At 66.9% G+C, this 19703-nt stretch carries 16 protein-coding genes; 10 read left to right on the forward strand and 6 right to left on the reverse strand.

Annotated features, from left to right (window positions below; genetic code table 11):
• Positions 1-16 precede the first annotated feature (16 nt).
• Positions 17-814: a hypothetical protein gene (locus CEY05_RS19385; protein WP_143220512.1), complete on the reverse strand. Its 798-nt coding sequence runs from the start codon at positions 812-814 to the stop codon at positions 17-19.
• A 241-nt stretch (positions 815-1055) separates the two neighbouring features.
• On the opposite strand from CEY05_RS19385, the gene CEY05_RS19390 reads away from it, so the two are divergent.
• Complete coding sequence (locus tag CEY05_RS19390; protein WP_233161599.1) at positions 1056-1670, forward strand: GNAT family N-acetyltransferase; 615 nt, start codon at positions 1056-1058, stop codon at positions 1668-1670.
• A 77-nt stretch (positions 1671-1747) separates the two neighbouring features.
• On the opposite strand, the gene CEY05_RS19395 is transcribed toward CEY05_RS19390, so the two are convergent.
• On the reverse strand, positions 1748-2044 hold the full coding sequence (locus CEY05_RS19395; protein ID WP_088597111.1) for an antibiotic biosynthesis monooxygenase: 297 nt from the start codon (positions 2042-2044) through the stop codon (positions 1748-1750).
• A 179-nt stretch (positions 2045-2223) separates the two neighbouring features.
• Here CEY05_RS19395 and CEY05_RS19400 point away from each other — a divergent pair, with 179 nt between their 5' ends.
• From CEY05_RS19400 to CEY05_RS19415, 4 genes are all read left to right on the forward strand, one after another.
• Positions 2224-2763 carry an META domain-containing protein gene (locus CEY05_RS19400; protein WP_088597112.1) on the forward strand — a complete coding sequence of 180 codons (540 nt, stop codon included), beginning with the start codon at positions 2224-2226 and terminating at the stop codon, positions 2761-2763.
• Positions 2764-2959: 196 nt separating this feature from the next.
• The gene (locus CEY05_RS19405; protein ID WP_233161600.1) at positions 2960-3790 is read left to right on the forward strand and encodes an META and DUF4377 domain-containing protein; all 831 of its coding nucleotides are present in this window, start codon (positions 2960-2962) and stop codon (positions 3788-3790) included.
• Positions 3791-3800: 10 nt separating this feature from the next.
• Positions 3801-4646, forward strand: coding sequence for a sulfurtransferase (locus CEY05_RS19410; protein WP_233161601.1), 846 nt, complete (start codon positions 3801-3803; stop codon positions 4644-4646).
• Positions 4643-5404, forward strand: a complete 762-nt coding sequence (locus CEY05_RS19415) for a 5'-methylthioadenosine/adenosylhomocysteine nucleosidase (RefSeq protein ID WP_088597113.1) — start codon at positions 4643-4645, stop codon at positions 5402-5404. The genes CEY05_RS19410 and CEY05_RS19415 overlap by 4 nt, the downstream gene beginning before the upstream one ends.
• Positions 5405-5617: 213 nt before the next feature.
• Here the strand turns inward: CEY05_RS19415 and metG are convergent, their stop codons facing one another.
• Together metG and CEY05_RS19425 are read right to left on the reverse strand one after the other, a co-directional pair.
• Complete coding sequence (gene metG, locus CEY05_RS19420; protein ID WP_088597114.1) at positions 5618-7771, reverse strand: methionine--tRNA ligase; 2154 nt, start codon at positions 7769-7771, stop codon at positions 5618-5620.
• Positions 7772-7925: 154 nt separating this feature from the next.
• Entirely contained in the window at positions 7926-8192 is a 267-nt protein-coding gene (locus CEY05_RS19425) for a hypothetical protein (protein WP_088597115.1), read from the reverse strand.
• A gap of 170 nt (positions 8193-8362) precedes the next feature.
• Here CEY05_RS19425 and apbC point away from each other — a divergent pair, with 170 nt between their 5' ends.
• The 4 genes from apbC (at position 8363) to dcd (ending at position 15581) form a co-directional block, all read left to right on the forward strand.
• On the forward strand, positions 8363-9448 hold the full coding sequence (apbC, locus tag CEY05_RS19430; protein WP_088597116.1) for an iron-sulfur cluster carrier protein ApbC: 1086 nt from the start codon (positions 8363-8365) through the stop codon (positions 9446-9448).
• 3 nt (positions 9449-9451) lie between these two features.
• Positions 9452-11362: an autotransporter assembly complex family protein gene (locus CEY05_RS19435; protein ID WP_088597117.1), complete on the forward strand. Its 1911-nt coding sequence runs from the start codon at positions 9452-9454 to the stop codon at positions 11360-11362.
• Entirely contained in the window at positions 11359-14955 is a 3597-nt protein-coding gene (locus CEY05_RS19440; RefSeq protein WP_088597118.1) for a translocation/assembly module TamB domain-containing protein, read from the forward strand. The genes CEY05_RS19435 and CEY05_RS19440 overlap by 4 nt, the downstream gene beginning before the upstream one ends.
• 62 nt (positions 14956-15017) lie before the next feature.
• The gene (dcd, locus tag CEY05_RS19445; protein ID WP_088597119.1) at positions 15018-15581 is read left to right on the forward strand and encodes a dCTP deaminase; all 564 of its coding nucleotides are present in this window, start codon (positions 15018-15020) and stop codon (positions 15579-15581) included.
• Here the strand turns inward: dcd and CEY05_RS19450 are convergent.
• Together CEY05_RS19450 and CEY05_RS19455 are read right to left on the reverse strand one after the other, a co-directional pair.
• On the reverse strand, positions 15562-16035 hold the full coding sequence (locus CEY05_RS19450; protein ID WP_088597120.1) for a GNAT family N-acetyltransferase: 474 nt from the start codon (positions 16033-16035) through the stop codon (positions 15562-15564). The two genes, dcd and CEY05_RS19450, sit on opposite strands and share 20 nt — an antisense overlap.
• Positions 16036-16161: 126 nt before the next feature.
• The gene (locus tag CEY05_RS19455) at positions 16162-17100 is read right to left on the reverse strand and encodes a TRAP transporter substrate-binding protein (RefSeq protein ID WP_088597121.1); all 939 of its coding nucleotides are present in this window, start codon (positions 17098-17100) and stop codon (positions 16162-16164) included.
• A gap of 303 nt (positions 17101-17403) precedes the next feature.
• Here CEY05_RS19455 and CEY05_RS19460 point away from each other — a divergent pair, with 303 nt between their 5' ends.
• On the forward strand, positions 17404-19650 hold the full coding sequence (locus CEY05_RS19460; RefSeq protein ID WP_088597122.1) for a hypothetical protein: 2247 nt from the start codon (positions 17404-17406) through the stop codon (positions 19648-19650).
• Positions 19651-19703: the final 53 nt, after the last annotated feature.

Below are 19703 nucleotides of genomic sequence, written 5' to 3' on the forward strand. Positions count from 1 at the left end.
GTTCAGTGCAGGTTGCTCAATGCAGGTTGAACACCCAGCAGCGCAGGCTCTTGCGCGAAATGCGGCTGTTCACCACCCGCACGCCAAGGAAGTTCGGATAGCGGCTGCGCTTGAGTTCATTGCGCAGTTCGGGCGTCAGCAGCACGGACCGGTCTTCGTCGCTCAATACATTGCGCAGGTGGCGGAAGTTCAAGGCCAGGAAGCGGTCGGAGCGGCGGGCATGGTTGATTTCCGCGCCGCCCATCATGCGCGAAAACACCAGGCGCCAGAATTGATCCAGCGCCGGCGACTGCGTGCTGCGGGGCCCGACCGGAAACGCGCAAAGCTGGCTCAGCTGGGCCCGGATGATCTCCCGTTCGATGAAGGATTCCGCCTGGCGCAGGGACACGTCCATGGCATCCATCTGGATCTGCATGCGCTTGAACTGGCGTGTCAGGGTGGCCACGTCATCGCCCGCGGTATTGCTTTGAAGCAGGCGGCTCCATTGTTGGAGCAGGGTCACGAACCCTTCCTGCTGCAGGACGGCCAGGCGGTGGCGTTGGACGGTATCGGTGGTCTGCTGGGCCAGGCGATGCAGCCACAAGGCCACCGCCCCCATGGGCAGGGCGTTGCTGTCGCTCAGGGGCGGGGCGTACGGCAGTGGCTTCAGGTGACTGCCCAGATCCTCGTCTTGAGCGATGCGCCGTAGCTCTTGCTCGCTGTCGAGATGCATGGCCGCGCACAGCGGTACCATCGCGACCTGGATAGTCTTGCCGTCATGCGCGCAGGGGAGGCGAATGTCCGCAAACTGGGTATCGACAATTTCGGTGATCATGGTGACAAAGTCCTCCGACTGGCCGTCCGATATGCGCGTCTGGAGCTGCCTGATTGCCGGCAGCTTGCTGCAGCCGTACATACTCGTGCTCAAATTGCCGATGACGCGTCATGACCCGTGGCGTCATCGGCATGCAAGTCATGCTAAAGACCTGCGCCAAAAGACTGCTTTCACTTTGAGCACGGGCGTTTTGAATTCATGACCTGCGTTTGACGTGGTGAGGAATAGACACAGGTGGACAATGCGCCCCCTGGATCGACGCAAAATCCCCATTTTTATGGGGTTCTCATGCAAAAGATGTAGAGGAGGGAAGATGGTAGGTGGCTTAAAGGATGAGCAGTTTCGCGCTGAAGTTGAAGCCGGGGGCGCGGCTGCGGATACCGTTCGCGCTGCGCCTGCGGATGCGGCGGCGCTGACGCTGCGGCAGGCGACGCCGCAAGACGTGCCCACGCTGATGGCCTTGCGGCGCGCGACGATGCTGGAGCATCTACGCAGCGCCGGCGCGCCCGATGATGAAGCGAGCCTGTTGGCGCGTGTGGAATATCGGCTGGAAGACGCGCAGTTGGCGTATCTGGGCGACGAGCTCATTGGCCTGTTCAAGACCCATCCGACGGCAGATGCGTGGATGCTGGTGCAGGTGCAGATCGCCCCGGCGCGGCAGGGCCAGGGTTGGGGCGGGGCACTGATACGTCGCCTGCTCGAACGCGCCGCGGCGGAACATCGCTCGGTGGTGCTGCACGTGCTGAAGACCAATCCGGCGCGGCGGCTCTACGAACGCCTTGGTTTCGTGATCGAAGGCGAAAAAGAATGCGGGCGTGAATATGTCATGCGGTGGTCGGGCGCGCAGCGGGAATGATTTGGTACCCCGCGCGCGTGCGGGTTCAGGTGCACGGCATCGATCCGTCACGATGAACCCCGGGGGCCCCCGTTCATTCAACCCAGGTTGACGTCCGCCGTGTGTTCAACCTGGGGCGGCTGCGCGAAGTAGCTGCTCACCAGGCCACGCCAGGCCTGGAAATCCTCGGACTCGCGGAAGTCGACCATGTGGTTCTCCACCGTCTCCCAGAGCACGTACAAGCGATAACGGTTGGGCTGTTCCACCGACTTGTGCAGCGTGACGCCCTTGCAGCCTTTGGCGCGCAGGAACAGCGGCTTGGCCTTGGCCACGCCGGCTTCGAACGCGGCATTGCTGCCTTCCTTGATCTCGATCTGCGCGATTTCCGTAAACATGCGGTATTCCTTCTTCTGGTGATGGGGGAGTAAGCAGGCCGGAGCATATTACGCCTGAGCCGGCAGGCGCGCGCCTTGCGGGACCCGGCCGATGGCTTGCCTGGGACCATTGTTCATGACCTTGCCTACAATGGGACCTGCTTTTTCGCATTTATCTCATTGCAACAGGAGAATCCGAGATGCCGTTCCCCTATTCGCCGCGCTGCCTGGCCGCCGCCGTGACCGCCGCCGCCTTTGCCGCCATCCTGTCCGGTTGCGCGACCACCACCGGTCACGCCCAGGCGAAGGGCCCGGGAGCGGCCCAGGCTGCCACCACCTCGGACTCCCTGGCCGAAACCACGTGGGAACTGGTGAAGTGGACCGACGCGCAGGGGACGACGCTGCCCGTGCCTGGCGGCAACGGCAACCCGCCCGTCGGCCTCGCCTTCCTGGCGAAGGGGCGTGATTACCGCGTGTCCGGCTTCTCCGGCTGCAACCGCTATATGGGCGCCTATCGCCTGGAAGGCGGCAAGCTCTCCATCACGGTGCCGGCCGCGACCCGCATGGGTTGCCCGTCCGACCAATTGGCCGGGTTCGAGACGGCCTACCTGAAAGCGCTTGGCCGCATCGCCACATTCACCCTGGACAGCGGCGGCATGCCGCGCAATATGACGCTGAACGTGCAGGACGGCGGCATCATGACGTTCAAGCGTGGCGAGGACGCTCCCAACAAGCTTTGAGGCGGAAACCCGCTTTGCGGCGGAAATCCGCACAATTGCGCCGCAACCCGCATTATCGGTGTCACTTTGTCAGGTGCCGGATCGGGGCGGCGCGGCATGCCTAAAATAGCGCCTTGCGTAGGGGGCGGCCTGCCCGTCCTGCGTTTATAGCGCCTCGCGTAGGGGGCTGTCCGTCCTGCGTCTCTGGAGTGTCTCAATGCTCGATTTTTCCCGCCTTCGTGCACGCGTCAGCGGTATGGGTGCCATGCTGGGCGCCGCCGTGCTTGCCGGCCTGGCCCTGGCCGGCTGCACCAGCCAGTCCGCCTGGCGCGCCAGCGCGAATTCACCCGTCTTCCAGCCGGCCAACGGCAACGATTTCCTGGCCCAGACCAGCTGGACCCTGGTGCGCTGGACGCGGCCGGGCGGTGCCGTGCGGCCGGTGCCGACCAACGATCCGCGCAACCGGCCCATCACCATCACCTTCACCCGCGAAGGCGCGGAGCCGCGCGTGACGGGCTTTGCCGGCTGCAATACCTTCACCAGCAGCTACACCGTCGCGGGGGGCCAGAACCTGCTGCTGACGTCGGACCCGGTGGCGACCCGCATGGCGTGCATGCCGGCGGATCGCGCCCAGATCGAACATGATTTCCTGGCCGGCCTGATCCACATCAGCGCGACGGCGGCGGACAATTATGGCGATCCGCGCCGGCTGAGCCTGTCGCTGGCCAACGGTGACATCCTGGAGTTCGCGCGCCGCATCGATCCTGTCATGGGCGGCAGCAACGGGTCCGCCAAGCTGGTGTACGTCAATTCCCAGCGCGTGCCTTGCGACGCCGGCGTCCTGCGTACCACCTGCTACCAGGTGCGCGACAGCGACAACCAGCCGTGGCAGTACTGGTACGGCGACATCGCCGGGTTCCAGTACCAGCCCGGCAGCATCTATCGCCTGCGCGTGATCGAGCAGCCGGTATTGAACCCGCCGCCGGATATGCCGGCGGTGCAATGGACGCTGGACCGCGTCATCGAACAGCGAGTGGTCGGGCATTGAGATGGCGGAAGTGGATTTGAATCAGGATGCGGTTGCGGTCATGGCCGCCGTTGCGGATGGGGCCGCGGTCGCGGTCGCTGGTGGCGGTGCCGATGCGGGTGCCGGTGCTGCTGCCGCCGGCGCGGTGGTCAACATCGCCGCGTACAAGTTCGTCACCATCGAGGACCGCGAGGAACTGCGTCCGCGCATCCTTGCGTGGGCACAAGATGCCGGCCTGAAAGGTACGGTGTTGCTCGCCACCGAGGGCATCAATCTGTTCCTGGCGGGATCGGCCGAGGGCATTGCCGCATTTCTCGGCCTTTTGCGTGCCGATCCCCGTTTCGCCGACCTGCAGGCCAAGGTCAGCCATAGCGATGCGGTCCCCTTCGGCAAATTGCTGGTCAAGCTGAAGCGGGAAATCATACGGATGAACCATCCGGCGATACGCCCGGAGGACCGGCGCGCGCCCAGCGTCGATGCGCAGACCCTGGCGCGCTGGCTGGCGGCGGGCGTTGACGACGAGGGCAGGCCGGTGGTCATGCTGGACACCCGCAACGATTTCGAAGTGGATGCCGGTACGTTCGAGAACGCCATCGACTGGCGCATCCAGCGCTTCACGCAGTTTCCGGACGCCTTGCTGCAGCATCGCGAGGAACTGGCGGGCAAGACGGTGGTCAGCTTCTGCACCGGCGGCATCCGTTGCGAGAAAGCAGCCCTGTTCATGCAGGACGTGGGCGTGGATCACGTTTATCAGCTGGAAGGCGGCATCCTCAAGTACTTCGAGGAAACCGGCGGGCCGGGCTACAAAGGGCAATGCTTCGTGTTCGACGGCCGCGATACGCTGGGGCCGGACCTGGCACCGGTGGCGCTGGCATGACCGCGCCCATCGGCATCCTGGCCGCGCTGCATGACGAGATCGCCGACCTGCTGACGCGCATGGGGCCGGGGGCGCAGCGGCACACCATAGGCATGCGGGATTACTACGTGGGCCAGTTGGCGGGGCGCCCTTGCGTGGTCGTGCTGGCACGCGTGGGCAAGGTGGCCGCCGCCGCCACGGCCGTCACCCTGATACGGGAATTCGGCGTGTCCTGCCTGTTGTTCGCGGGGTTGGCGGGCGGCATTGCAAGCGCGGTACGGGTGGGCGATGTGGTGATCGCCGAGACACTGGTGCAGCATGACCTGGATGCGCGGCCCTTGTTCCCCCGTTATGAAGTGCCCTTGCTGGCGCGGGCGAAGTTTGCCACCGATGCGGGCTTGAACGAGATCCTGGCGCAGTGCGCGGCGGATTTCCTGGGTGGGGATCTGGCGCACCGGGTGGACACGGCCACGCGCGAACGCTTCGGCATATTCAGCCCCACCTTGCATCGTGGCGAGATCGCCAGCGGGGACCAGTTCATCGGGGCCGCCGAGGTGGCGCGGCGCCTGGCGGAAGAGCTTCCTGCCACCTTGTGCGTGGAGATGGAAGGTGCCGCGGTGGCGCAGGTGTGCCACGAATACGGCGTGCCTTGCGCGGTCCTGCGCACCGTCTCGGACCGCGCGGATGCCGCCGCCCCGGTGGACTTCAAGGCCTTCCTGCACGAAGTCGCCAGCTTCTATTCCGCCGGCATCATCGGCCGCTTCGTCGCCGCGGTTTAAGGGTTTTTTTCCCAAGAGGGGATAAGTACCTCCCACTGAAGTGGGAGGCAGTTGTTGGGGGAAGCGAGATGTCCAGGGCCAAACTCGCAGCCTTCGGGAATACCCAAAATACGAAGCTCCCCGTCGTGAAACACTCCCAAAAACAAGGGTCTCCCACTTTAGTGGGAGACCCTGTTCTTCAAAAATCTGGAGTGAAAGACCAGCGCCGCGTGATCAACCCACCCGCATACCGGGCTGCGCACCTGGCCAAGGTTCCAGCACGTACAAGCCGGCATCCACCTTGTCATCCGCGTGGCTGGCCGCCAGGACCATGCCTTCGGATACGCCGAACTTCATCTTGCGCGGCGCCAGGTTGGCCACAAGCACGGTCAGCTTGCCGATCAGGTCTTCCGGCTTGTACGCCGACTTGATGCCGGAGAACACATTCCGGTGCCGCCCCTCGCCGGCATCCAGCGTCAGGCGCAACAGCTTGGTCGACCCTTCCACTTCCTCGCAATTGACGATGCGCGCAATGCGCAGGTCGATCTTGGCGAAATCCTCGATGCCGATGGTGGCCGCGATCGCTTCCCCACCAGGCGCCACGGCATCCGTCGCCGTCCCGGCCGCCGCGCTCGCCGTTTGGCCCGCCCCCGCCGCATTGCCCACGGCCGCCGCCTTGCCAGCCCCGCCCGCCTTGCCGGCAGCAGGCGCGGCAGCAGCCGGCGCGGGCGCATCGAACAACTGCTCAAGCAGCTTGGGATCGACCCGCTGCATCAGATGCTGATAGGGCGCGATGGCATGACCCGCCGGCAGCAGCGTGGCGGCATCGCCGGACTGCAGCGCGGCGACGGCCAGGAACGTTTCGACGCGCGCGGCCAGCGCCGGCAACACCGGTTTCAGGTAAATGGTCAGCAGGCGGAAGGCCTGGATGCACGTGCTGCACACGGCTTGCAGACGCTCATCCATTCCCTGCTGCTTGGCCAGGTCCCACGGCTTGTTCTGGTCGACATACTCATTGACCCGGTCCGCCAGCGCCATGACGTCGCGCAGCGCGCGCGACGTGTCGCGGTTGTCGTACAGCGTGGCGATCTCCGGACCGGCTGCCTGCAAGGTCTGCAGCAGCGCGGCGCCGTCCGTGTCGGCCGCGGCCAACGTCCCGCCAAAACGCTTGGACAGGAAGCCCGCGGCGCGGCTGGCGATGTTGATGTACTTGCCCACCAAGTCGCTGTTGACGCGCGCGGCGAAGTCCTCGGAGTTGAAATCGATGTCCTCGTTGCGGCCGGAAAGCTTGGCGGCAAGGTAATACCGCAAGTGCTCGGGATTCAGCCCCAGCGACAGGTAGCGCAGCGGATCGATGCCCGTGCCGCGGCTCTTGCTCATCTTCTCGCCATTGACGGTGAGATGGCCGTGCACGTAGATGGCGTCCGGCGCCTTGCGGCCGCTGAAATGCAGCATGGCCGGCCAGAACAGGGTGTGGAAGGTGATGATGTCCTTGCCGATGAAGTGCACCTGCTCCAGCCCCGGGCGGCCCATATAGGCGGCGTAGTCCTCGCCGCGCTTGTCCAGCAGGTTCTTCAGCGAGGCCAGGTAGCCCACCGGCGCATCCAGCCAGACATAGAAGTACTTGCCCGGCGCATCCGGAATTTCGATGCCGAAGTAGGGCGCATCGCGGCTGATGTCCCAGTCGCCCAGGCCACCCTTGCCTTCATCGTCCTTGTACAGCCACTCGCGGATCTTGTTCTGCACTTCCGGCTGCACGTGGCCAGGCGCGGCGGTCCACTGCTGCAGAAAGGCTTCGCAGCGCGGGTCCGACAGCTTGAAGAAGAAATGGTCGGAGCTGCGCAGTTCCGGCTTGGCGCCGGACAGGGCCGAGTAGGGATTGATCAGCGCGGTGGGTGCGTAGACGGCGCCGCAGACTTCGCAGTTGTCGCCGTACTGGTCCTTGGAATGGCAGTTGGGGCACTCGCCCTTGATGAAGCGGTCCGCCAGGAACATGCGCTTCTCGGGATCGTAGAACTGCTCGACGCTGCGGGTCTCGATCAGGCCGGCGCTGCGCAGGTCGCGGTAGATTTCCTGGGCGAGCTGGTGGTTTTCCGGGCCGTCGGTGGAGTGCCAATTGTCGAAGGCGATGTGGAAGCCTTCAAGGTACTGGGCCCGGCCCGCCGCGATCTTGGCGACAAAAGCCTGCGGCGTGATGCCTTCCTTGTCCGCCGCGATGGTGATGGCGGCGCCGTGCGCGTCGTCGGCACAGACGAAGTCCACCGTCGCACCCTGCATTCGCTGGAAACGCACCCAGATGTCGGCCTGGATGTACTCCAGCATATGGCCGATGTGGAAAGGTCCGTTGGCGTAGGGAAGGGCGGTGGTGACAAAGAGGGTGCGTGACATGACCGGGTTGGCGTTAGGGTGAACCGGGGAAAAAGCGCTGGTTCGATTTTCGAGCCGACGATTTTAGAGCCAGTTTACCGGTTCGAGGATGTACGCCCGGTCTTGCCACTACTGCGCGACGGCGCGCTGCCGCCGTGCGGGACTGCTGGAGCGATCAGCGCACTTCGCGCGCTTCGACGTCGATGACGTCCGGGCGTACCGGCGGGAAGGGCGCGCCGGCGCCGACAGGGCCGCGATTCGCCTGCCGGTGATGCCAATAGGCACGCACGCCGAAAGGCTTGCCACGGGCCTTGGCAACCAGGTAAAGAATGCCCACCGCGATCGCAGTGGAAACCATGAAAAGGATGGCCATGGCCGCACCCACGAGGGCAAGCAGCGTGACGGCGAGCGCGCGGAAGAGTCGGGTAAGAGCGTTGTCCATGATCTTATAGACGCCTGTTGCGGCAAAATGTTCCTGCGGATTCCGCTATCCTTGCAAGACAATGTGTAGCCAAGCAACCCGGCATTTAGCTCGAGACGAAGGCCAGAAACCGAGGGCGGGAGCCAAATGGCTGCGGGAAAGACCGCGCCGCCGGTTGGGAATATAGTGACATGAGTTTGACAAACGAACAAATTAAAGCCGCCCTCGTTGGTGTAACGGACCCCATCACCGGGGCCAGAGTCAGCGATTTTGTAAAAGATCGCGACATTCGCGTGGAGAACGGCCGCGTCAGCGTGGCGGTGCAGCTGGGCTATCCCGCCCGCACGCAGCAGCAGCAATTGCGGAGCGCCGTGGGCCAGGCACTGGCCGCCGCGGGCGCGCCCGACGCCCAGGTATCCGTAACGTGGAAGATCGAGCCGCATGCTGTGCAGCGCGGGCTGAAGCCGCTGCCGAACGTGGCCAACATCATCGCGGTGGCCTCGGGCAAGGGCGGTGTCGGCAAGAGCACGACGGCCGTCAACCTGGCGCTGGCGCTGGCCGCCGAGGGCGCGCAGGTGGGTATCCTGGACGCCGATATCTACGGCCCCAGCCTGCCGACCATGCTGGGCATCACCGGCAAGCCCGTCAGCCTGGACAATAAATCCATGGAGCCCTTGCAGGGCCATGGCCTGCAGGCCAACTCCATCGGCTTCCTGATCGCCGAGGACTCGCCCGCCATCTGGCGTGGCCCCATGGTGACCCAGGCCCTGGAGCAGCTGTTGCGCCAGACCAATTGGCGCAGCCTGGACTATCTGATCGTCGACATGCCCCCGGGCACGGGCGATATCGCGTTGACGCTGGCGCAGAAGGTGCCGGTGGTGGGCGCGGTCATCGTCACCACGCCGCAGGACGTGGCCCTGCTGGATGCGCGCAAAGGCCTGCGCATGTTCCAGAAGGTGGAGGTGCCCATCCTGGGCGTGGTCGAGAATATGTCGATTCATATTTGCTCGGAATGCGGCCATGCCGAGCACATCTTCGGCGAGGGCGGCGGCCAGCGCATGGCCGCGCAATATGACGTGACATGGCTGGGCGGCCTGCCGCTGGCCCTGCGCATACGCGAGCAGACGGATTCCGGCCGGCCCACCGTGGTGGCGGAGCCGGACGGCGAGGCTGCCGGGCTGTACCGCGATATCGCCCGCCGCGTGGCCGCCGCCGTTGCCGCGCTGCCGCGCGACATGGCAGGCAAATTCCCGAACGTCGTCGTCCAGCCCAGCTGACGCATGCGGCGATCCGCGCGTCTACCTTGGTTTCGAGGGTCGCCATGGCGGGCCGCAACGTGGTTGTCCGCCTGCCTGCTGAGCGCGGCGGTCTACGCCAAGCCGGCCATCGTCATCGACGCGGGCAAGGCCGACCCCGCCACGGTCAAGGCCGTCAACGATGCGGTGGAAGCCATCGCGCGCCAGGCCGAAGACCAGGATGGCGGCGAGATCACCCGCCTGCGCCGCCGCGGTCGCGATGCCGCACTGGCGGCCTTGTCCACCCAGGGGTATTTTTCCGCCAAGGTGGAGCTGGTGCCGGGTGCCGACGCCAAGGGCGGCGATACCTGGACCATCCGCATCGACCCCGGCCAGCAGGCGCAGGTGGCGGCGGTCGACATCGAATTCCAGGGCCGTATCACCCAGCCGGCCTACGCCAGCCGCGTGGCGGACCTGCGCAAGCGCTGGTCGCTGCCTGTGGGCAAACCCTTCATCAATAGTGAATGGAACAGCGCCAAGTCGGCGCTCCTGAACGACGTCAGCACCCATGACTTCATGTTGGCGCGCCTGGCGGACTCCGGCGCCGACGTCAATGTCGAAGCGGCCACGGTACGGTTGCGCGTGGTGATCGACAGCGGCCCGCTGGTGCGCCTGGGCGAGCTGCGCGTCGAAGGGTTGAAGCGCGTGCCCGACCAGTTGGTGCGCCGCTACGTGCGCTACAAGGAAGGCGATCCCTTCAACCAGGACCAGTTGAACGGCTGGCAGCAGGCCTTGCAGCGGACCGCTTTCTTTCGTGGTGCCTTCGTATCGCTGCAGGAACCGGGCGGCACCGATCCGGCCACCAGCAACCAGACCGCGACGGCGCGCGATGCGGGCGCCGCCACGCCGGCCGGCGATGCGCGCGTGACCGCGGCGCAACGGCCGGCACCGGCACCGGTGGACCGCAATGGCGAGATCACCTTGCCGGTGCTGGTGCGGCTGAGCGAAGCACCGCCCAAGCGTTTCTCGACCTCGCTGGGCCTGGATAGCGACGTCGGCCCGCGCCTGGAGATGACGTATCAGCAGCAGGTGGTGTTCGGCCAGCCGCTCACGCTGCAAAGCGGTATCGGGCTGGACCGCAAGCGCCAGCGGGCCTACGCCGACTTCCTGCTGCCGCCCGACGCGCGCGGCAACCAGGACAGTATCGGCGTGCTGGCCGACCGTTCCGACATCCAGGGCCTGGACGTCACGCGTTTCGCGGTGGGCGCCACGCGCCTGAAGGAAAGCAGCGCGGGCGGCGGCAGCCGGGTCGACTACGAAACCCGCTACGGGCTGCTGGCGGCGCATGACCACGTGAAGATCGACGGTGGCGAGACCTACGACCTGCCGACGCTGACCGCCACGGCGGAATGGCTGCGCCGCGACGTCGACAGCAAGTACAACCCGCGCGAGGGTACTTTGATCGTGCTGGGCACCGGGGCCGGCCTGACGCTGAATAATGGCGATCCCTATACCCGCCTGCGCCTGCGCGGGCAGAAGTGGTGGCCGGTGGGGCTGCGCGACCTGGTGACCGTGCGTGGCGAAGTCGGCAAGGTGTGGGCCACCCGCGATACCCAGGTGCCGGACGATTTCGGTTTCCGCACGGGCGGGGCGCGCAGTATCCGCGGCTATAGCTACCTGAGCATCGGCGCGGACCGCGGCAATGCCGTCGTCGGTGCGCCGGCGCTGCTGGTGGCCAGCGCGGAATACCAGCATTTCTTCGATGAACGCTGGGGCATGGCCTTCTTCGTCGATGCCGGCGACGCCGCGCAGTCCTTCGGCGACATGAATATTGCGTTGGGGTACGGCGTCGGTGCGCGGGTGCGTACGCCCGCCGGCCCGCTGTTTCTGGACGTGGCCTATGGCCAGCGCGACCATTCGGTGAAGCTGAGTTTTTCCCTGGGGATCGCCTTTTGAAGTTCCTTGGCCGTTTCCTGCGCCATATCCTGGTCTGGTGGGTGCCGGGCCTGCTGGTGCTGCTCGCCATCGCGGTGGGCGCGCTGGCGTGGCTGGTGGCCAAGCCGGCGGGCACGCGCCTGCTGCTGGCGCGGGTGGCCGAGCAGCTCGACGGGCGTATCGACAATGTGCAGGGGTCCTTGTGGCATGGCCTGCGCGTCGGCCAGTTGGAATTGCATCTGCCTGGCGTGGACATCGATGCGCGGGACCTGGCGGTGACGGTGACGTGGCCGGATCTGTGGCATCGGCGGCTGGTGGTGCCGGAGTTGTCGGCTTCCAGCCTGCATGTCGGGTTGAGCACCCAGCCGGAAGCTACGCACGCTGACGAGACGACGGGTGGCGGGATGCCCGCGCTACCGGTGGATATCGAAGTGCGGCGCCTGGCCGTGGGCGAGTTCAGCCTGGCGCGCGATGGGCAGTCCATGCTGCCGGTGACACTGGGAAATCTGGTGGCCAGCGTGACGGCTGCCGGGCAGGGGAAGGAAGGCGTGCAGTTGCAGCTGGACAGCCTGCATGTCGGCCACGAGATCGCGCAACTGGATGTGCAAGGCAAAGCCAGCCTCAGCCGCCTGGCCGCGCCGTGGCCGATGGACGTCGACCTGCGGGTAGCCGCGACCGGCCAGGGAGCGGATTCGCCGCTGTGCCTGAAGCAGCTGGACGCCCTGCGCGGGCCGGCGGGCGACGCCAAGGGCGCGAAGGATGCGGTCCCGGCGGCTTGCGTCGTCGATATCCAGGCGCATGCGGCGGGGGACCTGAATGATCTGAATGTGACCATGGCTGGCCGCGGGGCCGACACCAGCGTGGACCTGCGTGCGGCGCTGAGCCCCCTGGCGTCTTTCCCCGCGCGCACCGTGGATCTGGCCCTGGTGCTGCCGGACCGCTCCGGCGCCACGCTGGCCTTGAAGGCCCAGCGCAGCGAGGACGGCGCGGCCCAGCGCCTGACGGGCAAGCTGGCGGCGGACCACCTGGACGTGGGCCACCTGGTGGGCGGCGATCTGCCGCAGGCCGTGGTCACCACGCAGGCCGATGTCGATGTCGAACTGACCGACTCGTACGTGCTGCGCCATGCCATCGTGGACCTGGACATCGCCGACACCAGCCGCTGGAATCGCCAGGCGCTGGCCGGCACCGCCCGCATCGACATGGCCACAGGTGCCCGCGCGGACGCGGCGGCCGATTGGCCGGCCGCGCTGGCGGGCATCCAGGTCGACCGTTTCGATCTGGATGTCAGGCTGGGGCGCAACCGTGTGCGCACGGGCGGCAAGATCGGCCCAGCCGGCGGCGCCATCACGCTGGATGCGCAAGCGCCTGAACTGGCTGCCTTCTGGCCGAACCTGCCCGGCGGCGCCACCGCCAAAGGCAAGCTGTCCGGCACGCCGGCGCGCCACCGCCTGGAACTGGACGCCGGCTACACCCCCGCCCGCGTGCGCCCGGGCCTGGTAGGCCAGGACAAAGCCAACGCGTCTTTCGTCATCGAAGGCGGCTGGGGCACGCCGGGTGGTGCGGCGCCCGATGCGAATCCCCTCACCGGCTGGCGCGGCTCCATCTTGCGCCTGCAGGCGGCGCATGCCGGCTTCCAGGTGAACATCGCGCAACCCGTCACGGTCGCCTATCTGCCGCATGCGGTAGCACCGGCCTGGCAATGGCAGGTCGGCGCCGCCAACATCGGCCTGGGGCTGCCCAGCGGCGATCGATTTACCCTGGTCCATGGCGGCTCGCGCGGCGGTGCCGGGCGCTGGGAAACCGCCGGCCGCATGGACAACTTCGTGCTGACGCCCAAGCTGGTAGGCAGCGTGATCCGCGCCACCGACCCGACCGCCCTGGAGCAAAACACGGGGCGCACGCGCCAGTCCACCATCAACGCCAGCATTCCCGGCGGCCAGCGCAGCATCGCGCTGGATGCCAGCTGGGACCTGAAGTTCGCCGGCAGGCTGACAGGCCGCGCACGCGTGGCGCGGCGAGACGGCGACCTGCGCATCCCCGGCGATCCCCCCATTCCGCTGGGCCTGCAAGCCTTGCTGCTGGAAGTCAACGCCACGGCCGTCTCCGCCACCAGCAGCCGCCTGGACGCGACCCTGAACCTGGCCACCGCCAAAATGGGCCGCATCGCGGGCAAGGGCAGCGCCATGCTGGTCACCGGCAAGGATGGCGCGCTGGCCCTGGCGACCAACCAGGCCATGCGCGTGAACCTGAACGCCGACATCGCCGACCTGGCGTGGCTGGGCCTGTTCACCGGCGACGCCACCGAACTGGGCGGTTCGCTCAAGGCCGACATCGACGCCCAGGGCACGCTGGGCGGCAACTGGCGCGCCAACGGCACCATCAGCGGGCAGAAACTGCGCGTGGTGCGGATCGACGACGGCGTCCGCCTGCTGGATGGCACGCTGTCCGCGCGCCTGAACGATGACGTGCTGACGCTGGACAGCCTGCGCTTTCCCAACACCTTGCGGGTGGTGCCGAAGGAATCGCGCACGCACGACTGGGTCACCCGCAATCCGGACGCGCAGAACGGCTATGTCGAAGCCAAGGGTAGCTGGAACCTGACCACGTCCGCGGGCAAGGTGCGCGTGACGCTGCACCGGTACGCCGCCATGCAGCGTACGGACCGCTTTGCCATGGTGTCGGGCGACATCGATATCGACGCCGCCCTGCCGCGCCTGAGCATCACCGGCAACCTTACCGCCGATGCCGGCTGGGCCAGCATCGAACTGCTCAACGAGGTGCCGTCGCTGGACGATGACGTGCGCCTGCATCGGGTGGGCGACCCGACGGCCGCCGAGGCCGCGGCGTCGGCCCCGATGGCGCTGTCCATGGACCTGAACGTGGACATGGGCCAACGTTTCTTCCTGACGGGGATGGGGCTGGACACGGGCCTGCGCGGCAGCCTGCGCGTGCGCTATATCGACGGCAAGGTCAGCGGTACGGGCCGCCTGGTCACGGTGGGCGGACGCATCGACGCGTATGGCCAGCGCCTGCAGTTGCGGCGCGGCAACATCACCTTCCAGGGACCCATCGACAATCCGCTGCTGGATATCGAGGCCTTGCGCACCGGGGAACAGGTCGAGGCCGGCGTGCGGGTGTCGGGGACGGCGCAACGGCCGCGCATCGACCTGGTGTCCTATCCGGACGTCAGCGATGTCGACAAGCTTTCCTGGCTGATCCTGGGCCGCGCGGCCGATTCCAGCGGCAGCGATACGGCGCTGCTGTTGTCCGTGGGCACGGCGCTGCTGGGCGGAGGCGAGCCCTTCTACAAGCGTTTCGGCCTGGACGACGTCGGCATCCGCAGCGGCTCGCTCGGTTCTTCCGGCAGCCTGTTGCCCAACTCCACTGTGGCCAGCAAGGTCAACGACCCGGACAGCGCGCTGGCCACCCAGTTCATGGTGGCGAGCAAGAACCTGGCCAACGGCATCACCCTGAGCGTCGAACAGGCCATGTCCGGCGCCGGTACGGTAGGCCGCGCCAGCTACCGCTTGTCGCGGCGCTGGTCGGTGGACGTGAAGGGGGGCACGGTCAATGGCCTGGCGCTGATCTACCGGTCGGTTTGGGGGGATTGAGAGGCAGCTTTGGCGGCGGCAGGTAAAATACGCCCCCGATACCTTCTCAACGGTTTTTTTCTATGAGCATCAAAAGCGACCTGTGGATACGCCGCGCCGCCGCGGACGGCATGATCGAGCCTTTCGAGGCGGGCCAGGTGCGCGCTCACAATGGCGAACGTATCGTCAGCTACGGCACCAGCAGCTATGGCTACGACGTGCGCTGCGCACGTGAATTCAAGATCTTCACCAACATCAACTCGACCATCGTCGATCCGAAGAATTTCGACGAAGGTTCATTCGTCGATTTCACCGGTGATGTCTGCATCATTCCGCCCAACTCCTTCGCGTTGGCGCGCACCGTGGAATATTTCCGCATCCCGCGCAGCGTGTTGACCATCTGCCTGGGCAAGAGCACCTACGCGCGCTGCGGCATCATCGTCAACGTGACGCCGCTGGAGCCTGAATGGGAAGGCCACGTGACGCTGGAGTTCTCCAACACCACGCCGCTGCCGGCCAAGATCTATGCCGGCGAAGGCTGCGCCCAGATGCTGTTCCTGGAAAGCGACGAGGTCTGCGAGACGTCGTACCGCGATCGCGGCGGCAAATACCAGGGCCAGCGCGGCGTCACCCTGCCGCGCACCTGACGTAGTAGATATCCCAGGGGTCTTCCCCTGTCTTGATGTAGCCGTGGCGCTGGTAGAAGGCGTTGGACGGGCTGTCGCGCAGGGCGCCCAGGTGTACCGCCAGGCGGGCCTCGTCGGCCAGCGCGGCGATGCGCTGCATGACGCGGCCGCCCAATCCCAGGTTCTGGAACGCAGGCAGGATGTAGAGGTGGTCCAGCTTCAGGCCGCCGTCGACCGGGCGCAGGGTGTAGAAGCCGGCCCGGCTTCCCTCGAACTCGATACTCCACGTGTGCGCCGGCGCCCAGCCGTCGCGCAGGCGCTGGCGCGCGCGGTCCGGGTCGAAGCGGCCCACCCGTTCCAGGCTGTCGCGCATGGCTTCGGCGCGCAGGTCCGCCAGGGCTTCGAGATCGCCGTCGGTAACCGGCGTGTAGACGAGGGTCGTGGAGGGCGCGGGGTTCGGTGCTTCGTGCTGCATGGTCGACTTCTTTGCGTCGGTGTTGTGTCGGTTGAGATGCGGTTTATATGCGGCTTTTACGGCATGCCGCGGGTAAGGCAGCAAGCAAGGCGCGCCGCGCGGGCGGCCGCCCTGTCATTGCAGGTCTTACTTCCCTTGATAGCGCTTCAGGATGGCCGTGCCGTCGGCGCCGGCCTGTTGCTTCCAGGTCGATACGGAATCCGCGGCGGCGTCCTTCAGCGCTTTCTTCACGCTGGGCGCGACCTGGCTGTTGATGGCGACGCCGTTCTTGCGCATGTTGTCATAGTTCGCCTTCAGGCGGCCCTGGATGCGCTTCCATTGCTCGGTTTCGGTTTCGGCGGCGGCCTGGTCGATGGCCTTGCGCTGGGCGGGGCTCAGGGCCTTGTAGGCGTCCAGGTTCATCGTCGCCACGGAAATCGGCATGGCGTAATTGATTTCGGCGAAGGCCGGCAAATGTTCCCACAGCTTGCGGCCCGCGCCGCCGTCGCCCGATGACAGCACGGCGTTGACATCGCCCGCGGCGATGCGCGGCATGGCATCGGCGAAGGAAATGTTCGAGGCCTTGGCGCCGGCCTTGGTCATGGTGGCCTGCGACATGTCGTCATAGGTGCGGATGGACAGGGCCTTGAGGTCGGCCACGCTCTTGATCGGCGTCTTCGACCAGATGCCGGATGCCGGCCAGGGCGTGGTGTACAGCAGCTTCTGGTTGTGCTCGGCCAGCAGCTTTTCGTAGGCGGGGCGGGAAGCCTTGGTCAGCGCGCGGGCTTTTTGCAGGGAGTCGGCCAGGAAGGGCAGGGAGGACACCCCGAAGATGGGATATTTGCCGGCCAGGCCGCCGGCGAAGGCATCGCCTGCGTCGACCTTGCGTTGCTGCACGGCGTCGATGATGCCGGCGGACTTGATGCCCTTGGCGGCGTCGAAGGAGGTATCGATGATGACCTCGCCGTGGGTTTTCTGCTTCACCAGGTCGGCGAAGGTGCTCACCCCCAGGCCCGGCATGGCGGTGGCGGGATATTCCGTGGTCATCGTCAACGTCGTGGCCGCCTGGGCCGCGGCAACCATCATGGCGCTTGCCGCCACGCCTGCCAGTATCGATACCGCTTGAGAAATGCGAATCCGGGACACCGTGACCATGCAACCTCCGAACCAAAAATTTCCCGCGGGCTGCGGGCGAGGTGACAAATATATACAGGGCTGGTGCCGGACGGACTCGATCCTAGGGAAAGTCTCTACCGAAGAGTAGGGGGCTGGGGTTTATGGCGGAGGGACCGCCGTCCGGAAATGCTGTCATTAAATTGAATTTGGGTTACATCTTGTATTCATCTAATATATGCGCCTGAGTTTTGGCCCGGTCCTGTTGGATTCCGCATGTTCTTTGCTTCTCGCTATGCCCCGCCGCTGGTGTCCGAAGAATTGCAGCCAGGCGCCGATGCCCTGGCGCAGGGCCGCTACGCTGACGCCTGGCTCCTGCTGCAACAGGCCAGTCGCGACCGGCTGTCCGTGCTGCCCTGCAACGCCTTGCTGGCGGCCGAGGCAGCGCGCGCCCTGGGCCTGGAACGGCGCTACCGCGCGGTAGTGCGCTGGGCCCGCAAGCGCTGGCCGGACAACCCCTACGTCCTGCTGGAGTGGCTGCGCCAGGCGGTGCGCCGCGACATCGCCCCCGCGGTGGCCCAATTGACCGCCTTGCTGGCCGCGCGGCGCATCCCCGAAGCCGTGCATGCGCTGGCCGAGGCCATCATGCTGTCCGCGCAACTACGCGGCGTCGCCGCCATCCCGGCCGCCCAGCACCTGCCCAGCCCCTATCACCTGATGTACGAACGCGACCCGCGCGTCGCCTACACCCTGGGCCATGCCTGGGCCAACCAGCGCGAATGGGAACGCGCGGCGGCGGCCCTGCGCCGCGCGGTCGACCTGGCCCCGCGCTGGCACCGGGCGCGCGCCAGCCTGGCGCACGTCCTGATGTCGGCCGGCCTGTACGAGCAGGCGCGCGAGTCGGTCAAGGCCGAGGGCGGCGACGAGCCCTACGACTATCTGCGCCTGTGCCTGGAACTGAGCCTGAACAATCTGCACGCGGCCTGCCGCATCGGTTTGGCCTACAGGGCGCACTGGCCTGCCGGCGATACCGGCGAGAAAGTCGACGACTGGCTCATCTTCACGGCCAGCCTGCTGCGCGACGCCCACCTGCTGACCACCCTGCTCACGCCCTCGCTGGGCGCCCGGCAAGCCGTGGCCGAGTGCGAACGCCTGCTCGACTGCCCCCGCGTCCTGCTGGCCCTGCCGCCCTTGAGCCAGGTGCGCCATCAGTGCGTGCCCACCGCCGCCGCCATGGTGGCGGCGTGGCACGGCGACCCTCATGACCCACAGGCGCTGTACGCCCAGTTGGGCGGGCAGGGGGGCGTGGACATGGGCCGCCTGCGCGATTACTTCGCAGCGCGCGCTTACCGTGTCGAGTTCGTGTCGATGCAGCCCGCCGTGCTGCAGGCCCTGCTGTCGGCGGGCCTGCCCGTGATCGGCCTGGTCGACGGGCCTTTTTTCTCGCATGTGGACGTGGTCTGCGGCTACGACGCCGGGCACGGCGTGTTCTATCGCCGCGATCCGGAACGCTGGGCCCTGCAATGGAGCAGCCAGGCCGATCTGGTGCGCCGCTATGGCCCCGGTGGCGCAGTGGGCATGGTGCTGGTGCCCCCCGGGCATCACGACTTCGAATTCAACCCCGATTGGCGTCACACGGATGCCGCGGTCCTGGACAGCCTGCGGCGCGCTTGTGCCCGGGGCGACGTCGCCAGCGCGGCGGCCTGGCACGCCCGCATCGACGACGACTCGCCGCTGGTGCTGCACCGGGCCCAGGCGGCCCAGGGCATCGTGGAATCTCCGCGCGACTTCGGCCGCACCCTGCTGCGCATCGTCGGCAATGCCGCCTTGCCGGCACTGGTGCGCTGGCGCGCGTTGACCATGATCGACGACGCCGCCATCCTGCGCCGGTACAAGCGCGAGGTACTGGCCGGCATGCATGGCCGCGATGCCGCGCGCTACCTGGACGGCGTCGAAATGCTGGCGCAGCGGAACTGGGCGCAGGCCTGCGCCATCCTGGAACCGCTGGCTCAGCGCTATCGTTCGCACGGACCTTTGTGGCTGCGCCTGGCCCAGGCCCAGGCTCCATTGGGCCTGATCGACGCCGCCTGGCGCAGCGCCACGCGCGCCCTGGCCGGCAGCCCGCAGGCACCGGCCGTGGCCCGGCATGTGGCCGCCTTGTTCCCCGACCTGTACGGCCGGGCCGAACGCCTGCGCCATTGGCGCATGCTGCGGCGCCAGGCTCCGGGTTCTTGCGGCGAAGTCATGGCCGAAGCCGACGCGCGCGAGTGCGGCCGCCAGGGGCCGGCCTATCAGCGGGCGCTGTTGCGCTGTATTGCGTGGGAGCCCATGCAGATGCGCCACTACGAACGGCTGGCGCAGTGGTATCTGGCCCAGGGCCGGACCGAGCGGGCACGCGCTGTGCTGGAGCGGGCGCGCCAAACCCTGGCGCCGCCGAATATGGCCGCCCTGGGCGAGCCGCTGCAGGCCCCTGCCGAGGACGGGCTAAAATTCCGCCGGCGCCGCCCTGGCCTGGCGTCGTGACGCACTGCGCTGCGTAGACCGCGGCGGCTGGCCGTCGCATATCGTCATGCGCC

It is taken from the genome of Achromobacter sp. HZ34 (genome assembly GCF_002209485.1).
Lineage (GTDB): Bacteria > Pseudomonadota > Gammaproteobacteria > Burkholderiales > Burkholderiaceae_B > Bordetella_C.

Bases quoted from the DNA above. Each gene is read 5' to 3' on its own strand.
- dcd (WP_088597119.1), top strand. From the start codon at position 15,018: ATGAGCATCAAAAGCGACCTGTGGATACGCCGCGCCGCCGCGGACGGC.
- CEY05_RS19395 (WP_088597111.1), bottom strand. From the start codon at position 2,044: ATGTTTACGGAAATCGCGCAGATCGAGATCAAGGAAGGCAGCAATGCC.
- CEY05_RS19405 (WP_233161600.1), top strand. From the start codon at position 2,960: ATGCTCGATTTTTCCCGCCTTCGTGCACGCGTCAGCGGTATGGGTGCC.
- CEY05_RS19450 (WP_088597120.1), bottom strand. From the start codon at position 16,035: ATGCAGCACGAAGCACCGAACCCCGCGCCCTCCACGACCCTCGTCTAC.
- CEY05_RS19425 (WP_088597115.1), bottom strand. From the start codon at position 8,192: ATGGACAACGCTCTTACCCGACTCTTCCGCGCGCTCGCCGTCACGCTG.
- CEY05_RS19390 (WP_233161599.1), top strand. From the start codon at position 1,056: ATGCGCCCCCTGGATCGACGCAAAATCCCCATTTTTATGGGGTTCTCA.
- CEY05_RS19460 (WP_088597122.1), top strand. From the start codon at position 17,404: ATGTTCTTTGCTTCTCGCTATGCCCCGCCGCTGGTGTCCGAAGAATTG.
- CEY05_RS19455 (WP_088597121.1), bottom strand. From the start codon at position 17,100: ATGATGGTTGCCGCGGCCCAGGCGGCCACGACGTTGACGATGACCACG.
- CEY05_RS19385 (WP_143220512.1), bottom strand. From the start codon at position 814: ATGATCACCGAAATTGTCGATACCCAGTTTGCGGACATTCGCCTCCCC.
- CEY05_RS19435 (WP_088597117.1), top strand. From the start codon at position 9,452: ATGCGGCGATCCGCGCGTCTACCTTGGTTTCGAGGGTCGCCATGGCGG.
- apbC (WP_088597116.1), top strand. From the start codon at position 8,363: ATGAGTTTGACAAACGAACAAATTAAAGCCGCCCTCGTTGGTGTAACG.
- CEY05_RS19400 (WP_088597112.1), top strand. From the start codon at position 2,224: ATGCCGTTCCCCTATTCGCCGCGCTGCCTGGCCGCCGCCGTGACCGCC.
- metG (WP_088597114.1), bottom strand. From the start codon at position 7,771: ATGTCACGCACCCTCTTTGTCACCACCGCCCTTCCCTACGCCAACGGA.
- CEY05_RS19415 (WP_088597113.1), top strand. From the start codon at position 4,643: ATGACCGCGCCCATCGGCATCCTGGCCGCGCTGCATGACGAGATCGCC.